The sequence below is a fragment of the Blautia difficilis genome (assembly GCF_014297245.1).
GTDB classification, from domain to species: Bacteria; Bacillota; Clostridia; order Lachnospirales; family Lachnospiraceae; genus Blautia_A; species Blautia_A difficilis.
This window is the reverse complement of sequence record NZ_JACOQG010000010.1, coordinates 99,588-115,134: the sequence shown is the minus strand read 5'-3', so window position 1 is coordinate 115,134 and position 15,547 is coordinate 99,588. Positions and strand designations below refer to the sequence as shown.

The following is a 15,547-nucleotide window of genomic DNA, read 5'->3' as shown; positions in this document are numbered from 1 at the left end:
TCAATGATTGCATTTATTTCATTGCGGGATAGAACAGCAGGAAGATTTCGCTCTCTTTTCATAGCCGGAACAGTGTCATCATCCCAGACAATCTTCAGCACCTTTTTATATAAGAACTTGATTGCAGACCGATAGTGATTGTGAGTTTCAGGAGACCTGCCTTCCAGGCGTTTGGCAGTAAGAAAACTTTCCGCATCTTCAAGTGTAAGATCAGAAACATTTTTTCCAATCCAACGAAGGAAGTAACTGACATCAGAGCAATACAGTTGAATAGTTCTTTCACGCAGGTTACGTTTCTCCGCTTCATTGCGGATGGATTCAAAAATATCTTTATACATAATAAAACCTCCAGAATAAGTAGTGTTAATAATTACATTTACCTATTTGGGGGTGCATTAGCGTTATAATTCCGATTGCGGAAGAGACTAGAAAATGTTATTCTTATCATAGGCAGTGGAGCTTTCTTAGTTCAGTTGTTTCGTGTGGTAACTTAACAATAACGGATTATGAAAAGTAATTCTACTGCTTTTTTAATAAAAATAAAACTGCGCCACAGCCTTGGCAGGCCATCGCGCAGCGATTTTGTTCAATCGAAATTTATAAAGGAGAATATTGATGAAATTATTTTTATGTTCGCACTTTTCAAGTGTAGGAAGTCTGATAAAGGAAGAAATTGAAAATAAGAAAGTCGCATTTATTCCAACAGCTTCACTGCGTGAAGGCTACACCGGTTATGTCGGCTCGGCTCGAAAATTATTCAAAAAGTTGGGAGCGATCGTAACTGAAATTGATATTTCAACGGAGGCTTATTCAACGATACAGTCTGTTTTTGAAGAAGCAGATGTGATATATTTTACCGGCGGAAATTCTTTCTTTCTTATGGACCAGCTCCGTAAAACGGGAACTGATGGACTGCTGAAAAAGGAATTGGCAAATGGAAAATTGATGATCGGCGAGTCGGCAGGCGCAATTATATGCGCTCCAAGCATCCAATATATCGAGCAAATGGATGAAAAGCCAGAGGACTACTCACAAGAAGATGATGCAGGGCTTGATTTGATTGATTTCTATGTTCTTCCGCATTATCTTACAGCACCATTTAAGAAAGTTACCGAGAAAATAATGACTGAGTTTTCGGATTTGAATCTATGCCCAATTAACAACCGTCAGGGAATTGTAATTGATGGTGAAGATTCAAAGGTTATTTGCAAAGACTAATTTGAAAATTCTAGTTTGACGGAGTAATAGATATGAAAATCCGAGAAGTGAATGAGAATAAAAAGCAATTTATAGCATTATTGTTATTAGCTGATGAGCAGGAAAATATGATTGATCACTATCTTGAAAAAGGTACTATGTATGTACTTGAAGATGGTAATGTAAAAGCTGAATGTGTCGTTACTGATGAAGATAATGGAATACTTGAAATTAAAAATATTGCAGTTGATCCTCAGAATCAAGGACAGGGCTATGGGAAAGCATTGATTGACTTCCTTGTAAGTAAATATGCAGATGAATATTCTATTTTGCAGGTTGGAACAGGTGACAGCCCGTTGACCGTACCGTTTTATGAAAAATGCGGATTTGTCCGATCTCACAATATTCCGAATTTCTTTACGGACAATTATGACCACCCAATTTATGAGTGTGGTGTACAGTTAATAGATATGGTATATTTGCAAAGATGTTTATAACTTCAATGAGGTTTTGTTTTTAGTTTAGAAGCAATCTGAAATTGTTTATCTGCATAAAATATGTTATAATTAAGTTAGTTTGATGTAACCATGTTGCAAAAGAGGTAAATGTATGAGTGAAAGAATAAAACCCACTATCAGTGGTAGTGCTGAGACAATGCTTCAGAGCTTCTATGCCAGAGCCCAATATTCCAAAAGTAAAAATAATAAATTCTATGATGCAAAGGCGGTAGAATTAGTCGACAAAATTGATTATGATTTTTCTACAGCAGCCAAGGATTCTACGATGGGAAAAGGGGTAATTGCCAGAACGGTAGTTTTTGATGAGTTAGTAAAGAATTTTATAGAGAAAAATCCTGATTGTACGGTGGTTAACATTGCTTGTGGTCTGGATACGAGATTTTATCGCATGGATAATGGTAAAATTACCTGGTACAATCTGGATCTGCCAGAAACGATAGCAATCCGCAATCAGATTTTTGAGGAATCAGGACGTGTTTCTACGATAGGAATTTCTGCACTTAATCCTGCATGGTCAAAAGAAGTAAAAGTGCGGGGGAAAATGCTTTTTATCATTGAAGGATTATCGATGTATCTGACAGCAGAAGAAAATGGTAAGATATTAAAAATAATAAAGGACAACTTTGATAATGCCTATATTCTTATGGAATGTCTGGCAAAGACATGGGTAAAGAAAGAAGGAATAGAAAAATCCATACAGCAAACAGGCTCAAAATTTGTTTTCGGGGCAGATCATTTTGAAGAACTTGGGAATATGACAGAGGGATATCACAAAATAAAAGATGATAATATTCTTCGTGGTATGGAGCTATTTTCATCTGCATATAGACTTTTGGCGTTATTACCGATTGCAAAAAAGGTTACGCAGAAGATTCTGATATTTGAAAAGGATTAACAAAGCATGTAGGCGGGAACAGGTGCAGCAGGAGGACTCGGTTTTGCATTCTTAAGTTTTACAAATGCGGTTCTGGAGTCGGGAATTAAGATTGTGTTAGAAGAAACCTGTCTGGAAAAATATATGGAAAATGTAGATATTGTAATTACAGGAGAAGGCAGATTAGACGGACAGACAGCGATGGGAAAAGCCCCTGTCGGAGTAGCGCGTCTTGCAAAAAAACATGATATTCCTGTCATTGCTTTCGCAGGAAGCGTTACAAAAGAAGCAGTTGCATGTAATCAGAACGGAATCGATGCCTTCTTCCCGATTCTCAGAGGGGTGGTAACATTAGAAGAAGCCATGAAACCTGAAAATGCAAAAGCTAATATGACAGATACTGTGGAACAGGTATTTCGTCTGATGAACAGGGGGAGGAAGTAAAGTAAAAAAGTTTCGGAGAACCTGGGCGACAGGTTTGTCCGAAACTTTTTTTGATACTTAGATTGTAATTACGTAAGCTCTGTTTCCTTTATAATAAGGGCGTCCGCCGGAGGAAATAACTTTGGCTTCGAATCCAACAGCATTTGCAAGGTAAGCGAATGCGGATGCGAAAGCGAAGCAGTCGCCATGTCCTCAATAGAACATATCCTCTGCATAGCTGACATCCCAGTTTGAATAATAATAGCGGAAATCATAGTCGTTGCCGGTTCCGCCGTATCCGTAGCTGACTGCCTTCAGATAGCAATAAAAATTGCAGAGATTGAAAATACTTTAACAGGTTTTTGACGCGCTTGTTTCTGATAAAACAGATTATTTCAGAAGAATTACTTGTCTCAATTATAAGATATAAACTATTATATAAGACAATTTGGCTTCGTGCAACATGTAAATATGTTAATTATGAACGCCTGACTTAAAACTGCATAAAAATCCCCCTCTAAAAAAGAAATTTTCCCCTCTTTTGCACAATAAGAAAATGCCGTATGATTATGACATAGAAAAAAAGAACAAAAGCAAACACCAAAAAAGCTTTGAATGGGGGAAAATATATGAACGAAGTCATTGTCTCCATGAACAACATAAGCAAGACTTTTCCAGGTGTAAAAGCACTGGATAATGTACACTTTGAACTGCATTCAGGAGAAGTCATGGCACTGCTTGGTGAGAATGGTGCAGGAAAATCCACACTTATGAAAATTTTGAGTGGCGTTTATACCAGAGATGGTGGTACCATGGAGATATTCGGGAAGTCATATGATGATTTGACACCAAAGCAGGCGCAGGAGGCAGGAGTTGCCATTATTCATCAGGAATTGAATATGTGTAAGCATCTTTCCGTAGCTGAGAATATGTTTCTGGGACGTGAGATGATAGGAAAAGGAGTTCTTGACAACCGGAAAATGCGTCAGGAAGCAAAAAAAGTCCTGAATGAACTTAAAATCAATATCAATCCGGATCAGACAGTAGGCGATTTGCCTGTATCCAAACAGCAGATGGTTGAAATTGCAAAAGCGTTATCTATTCATGCGAGAATCCTGATCATGGATGAGCCAACTTCGGCACTTACAGCCAGAGAGATTGAAGATCTTTTCAGAATTATTCGTGATCTGAAAGCACAGGGATGCGGAATCGTATACATATCACACCGTCTGGAAGAACTGGCACAGATCGTAGACAGAGTAACAATTATGAGAGATGGACAGTACATTACAGATGGCAATTTCAAAGATATGACCATGGATCAGATTATTACTAATATGGTGGGACGTGAGATTAAGGAAAAATTCCCGAGGGTTACCTGCACGAAAGGAAAGAAAGTATTTGAGGTCAAAAATCTGAATGCAGGAAGAATGGTAAGAGATATTAATTTCTCGCTCTATGAAGGCGAGATCGTCGGATTTGCCGGACTGATGGGAGCCGGAAGAACAGAAACCACCAGAGCAATCTTTGGAGTAGATCCGAAAGAGAGCGGAGAAATTTATCTGGATGGACAGAAAATAGAAATCCATAATCCGATGGACGCAATCAAAAATGGTGTTGTACTTGCACCGGAGGACAGAAAAAAGGATGGTCTTTGTACCAAGCTGAGCATCAGACAGAATCTGGCACTTCCAAATCTGGACGTTATCTGTAATAAGTTGGGTGTGATCAGAAAACCAAAAGAAGATGAACTTTGCGAGGAGGCAGTACGAAACTTAAGAATCAAAACCCCTAACGTAGAGATTGATTCCGGAAATCTTTCCGGTGGTAATCAGCAGAAAGTAGTAGTTGGCAAATGGCTTGCAAGAAATTCCAGAGTAGTAATCTTTGATGAACCTACAAGAGGAATCGATGTAGGTGCAAAGGTAGAAATCTATAATCTGATGAATGACCTGAAGAAGCAGGGAATCGCAGTCATGTTTGTATCTTCAGAGATGCCGGAGGTTATGGGAATTGCCGACAGGATCATTGTTATGTGTGACGGAAGGATCACAGGTGAGCTGATGGCAAACGAGGCAACTCAGAATCAGATTCTTACAATGGCGACTGCTTTTGAGAAAAAGAAAAATGTAGGCTGACAGGGGGAAAAGTAAATGAACAGTAAACAGCAAAATCCGCTTAAGAAAATCCTGGCGATCAGAGGAATGGGCGCAGCGCTGACAGCGTTTGTAGGTCTGGTCATCATCTATATCGCCTTTGGACTTATCAATCCGGCAGTATTTTCCGGACAGAACATCCTGAACCTTTTAAGATCCATGTCAAAATATCTGTTAATAGGTATTGCACAGAGTTATGTATTGATCACAGGAAATATTGACCTGTCTATCGGATCTATGGTTGGTATGAGCGCTATGATCGCAGCTACCTTAATGACTGGTGGAATGAGTCCGATACTTGCAATACTGATTGCATTATTAAGCTGTCTGGTAATCGGTATTATCAATGGATATTTGGTGGGAAAATTCAAACTTCCTCCGTTTATCGCAACACTTGGAACTATGTTTGTTGCCAGAGGTATTGCATACATGGTAAATGGAAACAGAAACACAGATGCCATTGCAACAGGGGTAGGAAAAGAAACAGCTGATAAATTCCAGAACTTCTTCTATTATGGAAAAACAATTGGTGTTTATAACACATTCTGGCTTGCAATCATCGTATTTATCATTTTCTTTTTTGTTCTTTCTAAAACAAGAACAGGACGTCACATTTATGCGATTGGTTCTAATGTAGACGCGGCAAAATTATCTGGTGTCAATGTTGTGGCAACAACAATCAAGACATATCTGATCAGTGCAGTCTGCTCTTGCCTGGTAGGTCTTATCCTTTGCGCACAGGCCGGTATGGGTAATATGGAAGCCGGAAACATGTATGAAATGTATGGTGTTGCAGCAGGCGTTATCGGTGGTGTATCTCCTCTTGGAGGAACCGGTATTTTACTTGGAACACTTGCAGGATCTGCAGTATGGCAGACACTTGAAAACGGTCTGAATATGATTGGTGCACAGGTTGGTATCCAGCGAGTTGTGATTGGTGTAATTGTAGTAGTAGCCGTTCTGCTCGACGTAGTAGTCCGCAGCGGACAGTTTGGAAAACGTAAAAATAAGTAACCACCCGTAATTGGGAAAAGAATCTTGCATTAAGATTAAAATGTAAGAGAATGTAAGGGAAACTAAACCGCTGTGGGAATGCGGATAGTTAATAAAAATGGAACTGTTCAGCAGCTTCATAGTTAGCAGCCAGCTGAATGGTTACCAAAAAAATATTTTATTTCAGGAGGGTTTTAAAATGAAGAGAAGGTTATTAGCAGTATTATGTGCAGCATCTATGGTTTTTGCAATGGGAACAACAGCATTTGCGGCAGATGAAGTGAAAGCAACAGGAGATGAGAAGATTGCTCTGATTACAATGGACTCTATCGATCAGCACTGGATTTCCTTAAATGAAGGTGCGCAGGAAGAAGCGAAAGAACTTGGTGTAACTGTAGATTTCATGTCCCCGAATACAAAAGACGATGCACAGCAGATCGAGTGTGTAAATAACGCAGTAGCCGGCGGATATGATGCGATCATGGTAGCCGCAAACGGACCGGATGCAATTTCCTCCGCATTACAGGAAGCTTCTGATGCCGGTGTTAAGATTGTTTATGTTGACTCACCTGCAAACGTAGATGCAGCGGCAACTTTCTCAACAGATAATAAAGCAGCCGGAAAAACAGCAGGCGAAGAGATGATCAAAACTCTTAAAGATGCAGGCGTAACTTCTGGAAAAATCGGTATCATTAATGTAAATGCTGCCACAGATTCCTGCGTAAACAGAGAGGAAGGATTCCGCTCCGCATTTGACGGCACAGACTTTGAACTGATGGAAACACAGTATGGCGAAGGTGATGCAGCAAAATCTCAGAGTATCGCAGAAAACTATATCACTCAGGGCGTTGTTGGTATCTTCGGATGCAACGAAGGTTCTACGACTGGTGCGGGAAATGCCATCAAAGCTTCTGGAAATGATGCAATCGTAGGTGTTGGATTTGATAAATCTGATGCGATCCTTAACCTGATTGATGACGGATATCTTCACGCAACAATGGCACAGAATCCGGACGTTATGGGTAAAGAAGGCGTAAAAGCAGCAGTACAGGCTATCAATGGCGAAGACCTTGGCGGTGAAGTAACAGATACAGGTGTATCCGTTCTGACAAAAGACAGTGCAGCAGAATAATCAGTACTTATATAATAAGTGACACCTCGTAACAAAATATATAACTGTATTTGCTGTTTTCGCATTATGAGGAAAACAATAATACAAAATGCAAGAAAACCGTCGTATATATCTGGCGGTTTTCTTGCATTTTCCACAAAAATATGGTATGAAAGTAGAAGAATAGTTCCTGTTCACATGTTACAGAAAATGCAGGAAACAGGAACATAGAAACAGAATAAGAAACGACGTTATTGGAGGGGAAAAGTGGAAAAGCTAAAAGTAGTGATCGTGGATGATGAAGAACGTATCTGTCAGCTGATCCAGGCGTTAGTTAAATGGGATGAAATGGGAATGCAGGTAGCCGGAATGGCTCATAATGGCATAGAGGCGTGTGAGATTGTAAGAAAAGTCAGCCCGGATATTCTGATTACAGATATCAGAATGCCTGGGTGCAGCGGTCTGGAACTTATTGAGAAAGTGAAGAATTCCTGCCCGGAGCTGGAAATTATCGTCATCAGCGGTTATGCACATTTTGAGTATGCTCAGCAGGCAATCCGCTTTGGCGTAGGTCATTATCTGCTGAAACCGATTAATAAGGCAGAACTGACAGAGATACTGGAAAAATTAAAGAAAAAGATCAGTCAGAGAAGAGAATCGGAAAAGAACAAGGAAGAATTGATCCAGCGGGCGCAGAAGAATGAAAGCCACATGAGAAGCAGATTTATTCTGGAGTTATTTGACGGAAATTTTGCAAACTTGCAGGAAATACTTTCGACAGAAATGCTGGAAGAGAATTATCATATTTATATAAAACCGGGACTCATCCAGGCATTTTGTCTGAAAATGGACTGCGAAGAAAATGCACTTGGGGATTCTTCGGTTGATGTTCTAATGGAGAAAGCAAAAGAAATCCTGGAGCGTAATCTGAAAGATAAATGTCTGGAACTGGTGATGGAAATCAGGGGATTTTACTGCCTGGGATTTGTAAATTATGAGAGCCGTTATCAGGATGAAATACGGCGTGTACTGAAGAATGCGCTCAATCAGATAGAAGTGCAGAGGGCGATTTTTAAACAGGTGGATTTCTCTATGTCACTTGGAAGTTCTTCCAGAGAAATCAAGGATCTTCCACACTCAGCAGAGGAGGCGCAGAAACTGATTTATCAGAGACTTGTAAAAGGAAGCGGACGTCTCTTGGAACATATGGGAGAAGAGAGTTCCATGCAGGGTGAGAAGATGCTGGATAAATATCTGAGAGAGATCACACATGCGGCAGAAACACTCAGTCTGGAGATTGCAGATCAGGCAGTTGAATATCTGCAGGAGAAAGTGCGCGGTATCAGAAATCCGAGAGGCTGTGAGATTCAGGAACTGGTATATTGTGCGGCAGATATTTTTGGTGCGTGTATCCAGATGCCGGAACGAGCTGCACAGCTTGAAAAATTCAGAAAACAATGCGAACAGTGCTCGAATATAGATAAGTTATTTGAATGTCTGAGAATGTTTCAGAGAGAACATATAGAAAAGATTGTAGAGAGCAGGGAGAACGAAAGAGTACGTCCGGTCCGTAAAGCGAAAGAATATATACAAAATCACTATGGAGAACCGCTGACTTTGGAAGAGGTCAGTGAAGAAGTCGGACTGAGTCCGAATTATTTCAGCGTATTATTTAAAAAGACGCAAGGCGAGGGATTTGCCAGATATCTGATCAATGTGCGCATTGAGCAGGCGAAGCTTCTTCTTAGAGAAACGAATTATCCGATCGTAGAGATTTGCCGTAAAGTGGGATATAATGATCTGAAGCATTTTACCCAGACTTTTGAGAAAATCACAGATGTCAAGCCGTCTACTTATCGTAAACTTTATGGATGATATTTATAATAGTTCAAGAAAATATCGCAGTAATCGCATTATTTTCTTGAGGTACTACAGGCATTTTTCGGAAAATGCTATGAGGTTATGGGAAAGGAAATTATATGGAGAAAAAGAAAAACATTCTTTATATATCTGAGCGCATCTGGCGTCTGGGATTGTTCGTTCTGGGAATGATGACAGTTATGTTTGCTTTTGCGTTTTTTGGCGCAATAAGGGGAAAAAGTCCGATATGGCTTGCGGTATTTTCCGGAGTAGCAGAGCTTGCCTATTCTCTGACAGGATGGTTCTGGATCATAAAACCATATCGTAATTCGGAGAAAATTATAGAACGTTTCCTGGAAGGATATCTGATTTCTGAAACGGATGGAGAAAAGGCAGCAATGCTTACACCTTATACTGCAGAACAAATAAAATATACGGAAAAATTTCTTCACTCTCCAAAACTGATGGATCTGAATAAGAGACAGGCGCAATATCTGGCACTGCAGAATCAGATCAATCCGCATTTCCTTTATAATACACTGGAGAGTATCAGAGGAGAAGCGTTGATTGCAGGGCTTGATGGAGTGGCAGATATGACAGAAGCACTGGCGAAGTTTTTCCGTTATACGATTACAAAGGTAGAGAATCTGGTATCAGTGGAGGAGGAACTGGATAATTGTGAAACTTATTTTGGTATCCAGAAATATCGTTTTGGGGACAGACTGAATCTTCACATAGAATATGATCCGGCAGAGCATGAAAAGATTATGAATTGCAGGATTCCCAAACTGACTCTTCAGCCGATTCTGGAAAACAGTATTATTCATGGAACAGAATTAAAACTTGGAGCTGGGAATCTCTATATCCGTTTTGCCTGCACACAGGAAAGACTGATCATTTGCGTATCTGACGATGGAGTAGGCATGGATGAAGAGACTCTGGCTGCCTTAAACAGGAAGCTTGGACGTGCAAACGATTCATTCGGATCTTCAGAAGAAGAGAAAGGTGGAATTGCTCTTGTGAATGTGAATAACCGCATTCATCTGATTTTTGGCGATGAATACGGAATTCATGTATATTCAGTGCCTGACAGGGGAACAGATGTAGAAATCACGATTCCGCTGACTGAGAGTGACAGAGAGGCAAAGAATCGGAGTGTGCTGAAATGAGAAGAGAAATTTTCAGAATGGAAAGAGTCACATACAAAGAGGCAGAAGTCACCAGACTGGAAGATTTTAACCTTCAGATTTATGAGGGGGAGATTATGGGAATGGTGCCTTTTAACGGGTATGGAATGTCGGATTTTTTAGAACTGTTGCAGACGAATATTCCTATTTATGATGGCTATATTTATTATAATGGTGAACTGGTTAATTCCTGGAAAAAATCTTCGGGAATGCACAATCGTATTGGGGTTATCCAGGCTAAGAGTTCTCTTGTGGAGACAATGACGATTACAGACAATGTATTTGTAATGCGCCCTGGATTTAAACAGGAGTTGATACGTACAAAACTTTTAAACAGACAATTACAGCCTTTTTTAAAAGAAATAGGAATTGAGATACCGTCAGATACGAGAATAGAGAATCTGTCGGTTTTTCAGCGTATAGTAATCGAATTATTAAGGGCGGTTGTGATGGGAAGTCATCTGATCGTACTTGAGGAAGTAGGAGCGTTGATCAGTTACGGGGAACTGGAACAGCTCCACGAAATTATTAGACATTATGCAGCGAAGGGTTTTTCTTTCCTTTATATCTGCCCGCATTTTGAAGAGGTAAATAATATCTGTGACAGAGCGGCGATGCTGACAAATGGACGAATCTGGAAAGTGGTGTCAAAAGACATGATGTCCAGGGAGGTTCGCGAAGTTTATTCTTATACAAGAGAATATGACAAAATGGTCAGAAGTCATTTGAAAAAAAGAGAGTTAAATGAAAAGAAGCCGGAAGAAATTTTAAAATGGAAAAGTTACAGTGAGGCAGTTGGAAAAGAAATTTCCTTTCCAATATACAGAGGTGAATATCTGGCAATTCAGATTCATGAAAGCAGAATCTTACAGGAAATGTCAGATGCATTATGTGAAAAGTTTTCAGGAGATGCAAAAGTATCGGTTATTCAGGAATCGCCGACAGTGAGCATGATCTTTCCGGAATTAGATTACACAGATAATTTATGTATGGCGTTATCACGAAGAATGGGAAATCTTTGGCGCAATCATAAGATACGCCATAATATCCGGAAGGAGTATGGTCCGAAGCTTGGAGACGAAGTTTTTGAGATGCCGGTAGATTCTCTCAGTGAAAAGCAGAAATATCAACTTGTTTATTCGAGAGTGATGCTTCAGAATCCCCAGATCGTTTTCTGCATCAGACCGTTTAAGGGGGCAGATCTTACCCATCGAATGGTTATCTGGAAATTGCTGGAAGAATTTCTGGAAAAAGGAATTACGGTGGTAGACCTTTCACTGAATCTCTCAGATTCTCTGTCTCTGGCAGACAGGTTTTTGCTGATTCAGACGAACGGATGTGTGCGTGAGATAAAAAAAGAAGAATTTGCTACAATTTCCAGACAGATTCCATGGAGACATTTATATAGGGAATAGTAAAGGTCCATTGTGTTGCTGCCTGGATATATGAGGGTTTCAAAATACTGGATGGAAGAACCGAAACGATAGAAAAAGTACCGGCAAAATATCAGGAACTTACATTTCAAAAACTCTTTGGATATTACGGTTCCAAAGGTATTGTTCTAAATCAAAAGACGTTTATTAAGAATCTGGGGCTAAAAACAGAAGAAGGCGAGTTTAATATATTAGCGCAGCTTCTGTCGGATAATTCTCATTTTCCGCTTCGTGTATCTATTTTTGATGGAGAAACAAAAGGCTCTAATCTTTTCTCTGTACGTGAATTTGGAAATGACTGTTTATTATACAGTTTGGATAAGTTGTTGCGTTATGGAGATGTATTGAACCTGATTCAGACGGATGAGACAGACAGGGTCGTTGAACGAAAGGAGGTTCCGTTATTTGATAACAAGGCATTTCGTGAGGCTGTCATAAATGCCGTCCTGCACAATAAATGGGTGGAAGGAAATGAACCTATGATTTCGGTATTTTCCGACAGAATAGAGATACTATCAAGGGGAACACTTGCTCCGGCACAGACCATGGAGGGATTTTTCTTAGGAGAATCAATCCCTGTAAATGAAAAATTATCCGAGATATTTCTTCAACTGCATATAAGTGAGAAATCCGGACGAGGGGTTCCTAAAATTACGGAAATGTATGGAAAAGATGCATTTTCATTTAGGGAGAATTCCATTGTTGTTACTATCCCATTTGAGAGAATAAATAAGGTTGGGAATAAAGTTGGGAAAAAGGTTGGGGATAAGAAACCCTTAAATTCCAGAAGACAAAAGATTATTGCAGAAATGAGAGACAATCCAAACATTACAACTGTGGAGCTTCATAACATATTAGGCGTGAGTGAAACAGCAGTAGAAAACAATATATCATTTTTAAGAGAAAATGGTTATATAGAGCGGGTTGGCTCAAAAAAGACAGGATACTGGAAAGTATTGTAAGTGTTGTAAAACTATAAAACGAAGATAAGGTGTAATCGGATAACAAAAGAAAAGATAGTTGAGGAATATGTATCTTTCACTGTTGCAAATAAAGAATTTTAGATGTTTTGATGGAAATGAGCATAGTATTACTTTCAAAAAAGGTTTAAATGTTCTTGTTGGAGAAAATGATTCTGGAAAATCAGCAATCATGGATGCAATAAAACTAGTTCTTGGAACTACAGATATGAACTGGTATAGAGTGGAGCAGGAAGATTTTTACAAAGAAGATGCAACATTAGAAATTAAAATTACATGTAAATTTGAGGGATTGAATGAAGATGAACGAGGGGCTTTTTTGGAATGCCTCTCTATTCACGTAGTGATGAGTGATGAAGGAACTGGCAGTCGAACTATTACTGCGTATTTTCCTGATCCTGAAAAGTGGGAATCTGATTACAGAACAAGAAAGGAGATTTTAAAATGAGATGCCTAACTTGTAAAAATGGTAGCATGAAACCATCCTCGACCGCATATTTTGCGCAGTTGAAAAACTGCTATGTTATTATTGAAAACGTACCATGTATGAAATGCGAGCAATGTGGAGAAGATTATGGATTACGCTACTTCTGCTGCATAATCTCCGAACATAATTGTTGATCCTGTGAACACACCGAAGTCAGACTCCATGCAATACCCGGAGGAAGATCTTGGTAGATTCATTGCATAATAATAGTTACTTTGCGCATTTTGTGTTATAATTGAGATTAACAGGAAATGATAAATATCTGTAAAATGAATGTTTATCAGGAACTTATCGGAGGACATTTTAGTTAAGGCGTAATAAATTTCGGACTTTATAAAATGCAAAAGGGAGATCAATGATATGAGAAAAAAAACAGTTCAAAAAAGCAGTACTAAAGGCAATGCAAAAAGTAATATAAAGAGCAATGCAAGAAACAGCGTAAAAAGCAGTGCAAAAAACAGTCCTCAAAAAGCTGTTAAGACTGTTGCTCCAACAGCAGAGAATGTTTCTGTTAAGCAAACCGCAATTATTCAGGAGCCATCTGTTGAACAGTATAAACAGAACGTTCCAACGAAACAGCCTGATCTGGGACCGCGAAGAAGTGTAGCCTTCATTGGATCAGAATGTTATCCATTTGTTAAGACCGGTGGATTGGGAGATGTAATGTCTGCCCTGCCAAAGAGTCTGGCAAAATTAAACATTGATGTTAAGGTCATTATTCCAAGATATAAATGTATTCCTCAGAAATTTCAGGAAAAGATGGAATACAGGGGTTCCTTTAATATGAATCTCTGCTCTGATGGAAAGCAGTATTATGTGGGAATTATGGAATATCAGGAGGACGGTGTTGTCTATGATTTTATAGATAATGATGAGTTCTTTTCCTGGGGAAATCCATATACGAATCTCATAGATGACATTCCGAAATTCTGTTATTTTGCAAAAGCTGCCCTTGCTACCCTTAATTATCTGAATTGGACTCCTGATGTAGTACATTGTCATGACTGGCAGGCAGCTTTAGTACCACTTTATCTGAGAACCTGTTTCCAGGATACCGATGTAGGACGTGCAATTTCAATACTCACAATACATAATCTGAAGTTCCAGGGTATTTATGACAGAAAAAAGATTCAATACTGGTCAGGACTTCCTGATTATGTATTTAATAAGGACTGCATGATTCAGAACTGGCTGGATGCCAATATGTTAAAGGGGGGTATCGCTTACAGTAACAAAGTTACAACCGTAAGTAACACCTATGCCTGGGAGATTCAGACAGAGGAATATGGCGAGGGACTTGCAGAGCATTTAAGATATCACAATAATAAGATTCTGGGAATTGTGAATGGTATTGATACGGATATCTGGAATCCGGCAACTGATAAGCTGTTAGCTGCTGATTATGATGAGAAGTCAGCAATAAAGAATAAAAAGATTAATAAAAAAGCTCTTCAGGAATCTCTGGGGCTGGATGTAGATGAACATAAGATGGTAATCGGACTTATTTCACGTCTCACCAACCAGAAAGGTCTTGATCTTGTAAATGATGTAATCCCGGGAATTATGGATGAACATACGCAGGTGGTTGTTCTTGGTACTGGTGATTCTCAGTATGAGAATACATTCCGTTATTATGAAAACAAATATAAGGGCAATTTCTGTGCATATATCGCTTACAATGAAAATGTGGCTCACAATATTTATGCAGGATGTGATGCGCTTCTGGTTCCATCAAGATTTGAACCATGTGGACTTACACAGCTTATAGCCATGAGATATGGTGCAGTTCCGATTGTAAGAGAGACCGGAGGACTCAAAGATACGGTTCAGCCTTATAATATGTTTGAAAATACAGGAAACGGTTTTACATTTGACAGATATGAAAGTGGGCTGCTTTACGACGCGATCAACAGAGCAAAGACGCTCTATTTCGAGAACAGGAAATCCTGGGATGATATGGTGATCCGCGATATGAATAAAGATGTTTCCTGGGAAAAGAGTGCAAAACAGTACAAAGATATGTATGTAGGATTAACACCAAGAGATTAGAGTGTGTTTGAAAAATGCTTTACCCAAGATTTCACATTCTGATGGGCTGGATTAAGATGCATTATTTTAGAGGATTGCTATAATACCGAAAGCATATCATGTGGGTGCGTCCTTGAAGGATGCAGGTAAAACATTAGCTGGTATCAAATTGGTATCAGCTTGTTTTATAATAGTGCAGAAAGAGAATAAGGGAAGAAATACAAGTTATTGCCAATTGATGTACAAAAGTATAAAATAGTTTCAAAAGCAGGCAGTATCAGACTGCCGGGAATGTAAAGG

Annotated in this window: 14 protein-coding genes and 1 pseudogene; 14 read left to right on the top strand and 1 reads right to left on the bottom strand. The window is 39.2% G+C overall.

The window, feature by feature from the left end; genetic code table 11:
- Nucleotides 1-338, bottom strand: a 338-nt coding sequence (locus H8Z82_RS08395; protein WP_186994866.1) for a phage integrase N-terminal SAM-like domain-containing protein, incomplete at its 3' end; no start/stop codon positions are given.
- A gap of 277 nt (nt 339-615) precedes the next feature.
- Here H8Z82_RS08395 and H8Z82_RS08390 point away from each other — a divergent pair.
- From H8Z82_RS08390 to H8Z82_RS08325, 14 genes and pseudogenes are all read left to right on the top strand, one after another.
- Entirely contained in the window at nt 616-1,218 is a 603-nt protein-coding gene (locus H8Z82_RS08390) for a Type 1 glutamine amidotransferase-like domain-containing protein (RefSeq protein ID WP_118037485.1), read from the top strand.
- Between the two features lie 32 nt (nt 1,219-1,250).
- Nucleotides 1,251-1,694 carry a GNAT family N-acetyltransferase gene (locus H8Z82_RS08385; protein ID WP_020993163.1) on the top strand — a complete coding sequence of 148 codons (444 nt, stop codon included), beginning with the start codon at nt 1,251-1,253 and terminating at the stop codon, nt 1,692-1,694.
- Nucleotides 1,695-1,806: 112 nt separating this feature from the next.
- Nucleotides 1,807-2,610, top strand: coding sequence for a class I SAM-dependent methyltransferase (locus H8Z82_RS08380; protein ID WP_186994865.1), 804 nt, complete (start codon nt 1,807-1,809; stop codon nt 2,608-2,610).
- Nucleotides 2,611-2,625: 15 nt separating this feature from the next.
- Nucleotides 2,626-3,033 (top strand): annotated as a pseudogene (locus tag H8Z82_RS08375) (glycerate kinase); the annotation flags it as partial.
- A 608-nt stretch (nt 3,034-3,641) separates the two neighbouring features.
- A complete protein-coding gene (locus tag H8Z82_RS08370) occupies nt 3,642-5,150 on the top strand; it encodes a sugar ABC transporter ATP-binding protein (protein WP_186994864.1) in 1,509 nt (502 codons plus the stop codon).
- 15 nt (nt 5,151-5,165) lie between these two features.
- Nucleotides 5,166-6,182 carry an ABC transporter permease gene (locus tag H8Z82_RS08365; RefSeq protein WP_173744401.1) on the top strand — a complete coding sequence of 339 codons (1,017 nt, stop codon included), beginning with the start codon at nt 5,166-5,168 and terminating at the stop codon, nt 6,180-6,182.
- Nucleotides 6,183-6,360: 178 nt separating this feature from the next.
- Complete coding sequence (locus tag H8Z82_RS08360; RefSeq protein ID WP_173744402.1) at nt 6,361-7,293, top strand: ABC transporter substrate-binding protein; 933 nt, start codon at nt 6,361-6,363, stop codon at nt 7,291-7,293.
- Nucleotides 7,294-7,539: 246 nt separating this feature from the next.
- A complete protein-coding gene (locus H8Z82_RS17725) occupies nt 7,540-9,147 on the top strand; it encodes a response regulator transcription factor (protein WP_173744403.1) in 1,608 nt (535 codons plus the stop codon).
- A gap of 104 nt (nt 9,148-9,251) precedes the next feature.
- Nucleotides 9,252-10,301 carry a sensor histidine kinase gene (locus tag H8Z82_RS08350; RefSeq protein WP_173744404.1) on the top strand — a complete coding sequence of 350 codons (1,050 nt, stop codon included), beginning with the start codon at nt 9,252-9,254 and terminating at the stop codon, nt 10,299-10,301.
- Nucleotides 10,298-11,734 (top strand): ATP-binding cassette domain-containing protein, encoded by a 1,437-nt coding sequence (locus H8Z82_RS08345; protein ID WP_173744405.1) that lies wholly within the window; start codon nt 10,298-10,300, stop codon nt 11,732-11,734. The genes H8Z82_RS08350 and H8Z82_RS08345 overlap by 4 nt, the downstream gene beginning before the upstream one ends.
- Nucleotides 11,735-12,096: 362 nt before the next feature.
- Nucleotides 12,097-12,714, top strand: coding sequence for an ATP-binding protein (locus H8Z82_RS08340; RefSeq protein WP_243176423.1), 618 nt, complete (start codon nt 12,097-12,099; stop codon nt 12,712-12,714).
- Between the two features lie 67 nt (nt 12,715-12,781).
- The gene (locus H8Z82_RS08335) at nt 12,782-13,180 is read left to right on the top strand and encodes an ATP-dependent nuclease (RefSeq protein ID WP_186994863.1); all 399 of its coding nucleotides are present in this window, start codon (nt 12,782-12,784) and stop codon (nt 13,178-13,180) included.
- Nucleotides 13,177-13,353, top strand: coding sequence for a YgiT-type zinc finger protein (locus H8Z82_RS17905; RefSeq protein WP_186994862.1), 177 nt, complete (start codon nt 13,177-13,179; stop codon nt 13,351-13,353). Before H8Z82_RS08335 ends, H8Z82_RS17905 begins: the two co-directional genes overlap by 4 nt.
- 226 nt (nt 13,354-13,579) lie before the next feature.
- Nucleotides 13,580-15,268 (top strand): glycogen synthase, encoded by a 1,689-nt coding sequence (locus H8Z82_RS08325; RefSeq protein ID WP_186994861.1) that lies wholly within the window; start codon nt 13,580-13,582, stop codon nt 15,266-15,268.
- Nucleotides 15,269-15,547: the final 279 nt, after the last annotated feature.

What these genes read in the sequence shown, in the direction of transcription:
- H8Z82_RS08390 (WP_118037485.1), top strand. Translation starts at nt 616, where the DNA reads ATGAAATTATTTTTATGTTCGCACTTTTCAAGTGTAGGAAGTCTGATA.
- H8Z82_RS08385 (WP_020993163.1), top strand. Translation starts at nt 1,251, where the DNA reads ATGAAAATCCGAGAAGTGAATGAGAATAAAAAGCAATTTATAGCATTA.
- H8Z82_RS08380 (WP_186994865.1), top strand. Translation starts at nt 1,807, where the DNA reads ATGAGTGAAAGAATAAAACCCACTATCAGTGGTAGTGCTGAGACAATG.
- H8Z82_RS08370 (WP_186994864.1), top strand. Translation starts at nt 3,642, where the DNA reads ATGAACGAAGTCATTGTCTCCATGAACAACATAAGCAAGACTTTTCCA.
- H8Z82_RS08365 (WP_173744401.1), top strand. Translation starts at nt 5,166, where the DNA reads ATGAACAGTAAACAGCAAAATCCGCTTAAGAAAATCCTGGCGATCAGA.
- H8Z82_RS08360 (WP_173744402.1), top strand. Translation starts at nt 6,361, where the DNA reads ATGAAGAGAAGGTTATTAGCAGTATTATGTGCAGCATCTATGGTTTTT.
- H8Z82_RS08350 (WP_173744404.1), top strand. Translation starts at nt 9,252, where the DNA reads ATGGAGAAAAAGAAAAACATTCTTTATATATCTGAGCGCATCTGGCGT.
- H8Z82_RS08345 (WP_173744405.1), top strand. Translation starts at nt 10,298, where the DNA reads ATGAGAAGAGAAATTTTCAGAATGGAAAGAGTCACATACAAAGAGGCA.
- H8Z82_RS08335 (WP_186994863.1), top strand. Translation starts at nt 12,782, where the DNA reads ATGTATCTTTCACTGTTGCAAATAAAGAATTTTAGATGTTTTGATGGA.
- H8Z82_RS17905 (WP_186994862.1), top strand. Translation starts at nt 13,177, where the DNA reads ATGAGATGCCTAACTTGTAAAAATGGTAGCATGAAACCATCCTCGACC.
- H8Z82_RS08325 (WP_186994861.1), top strand. Translation starts at nt 13,580, where the DNA reads ATGAGAAAAAAAACAGTTCAAAAAAGCAGTACTAAAGGCAATGCAAAA.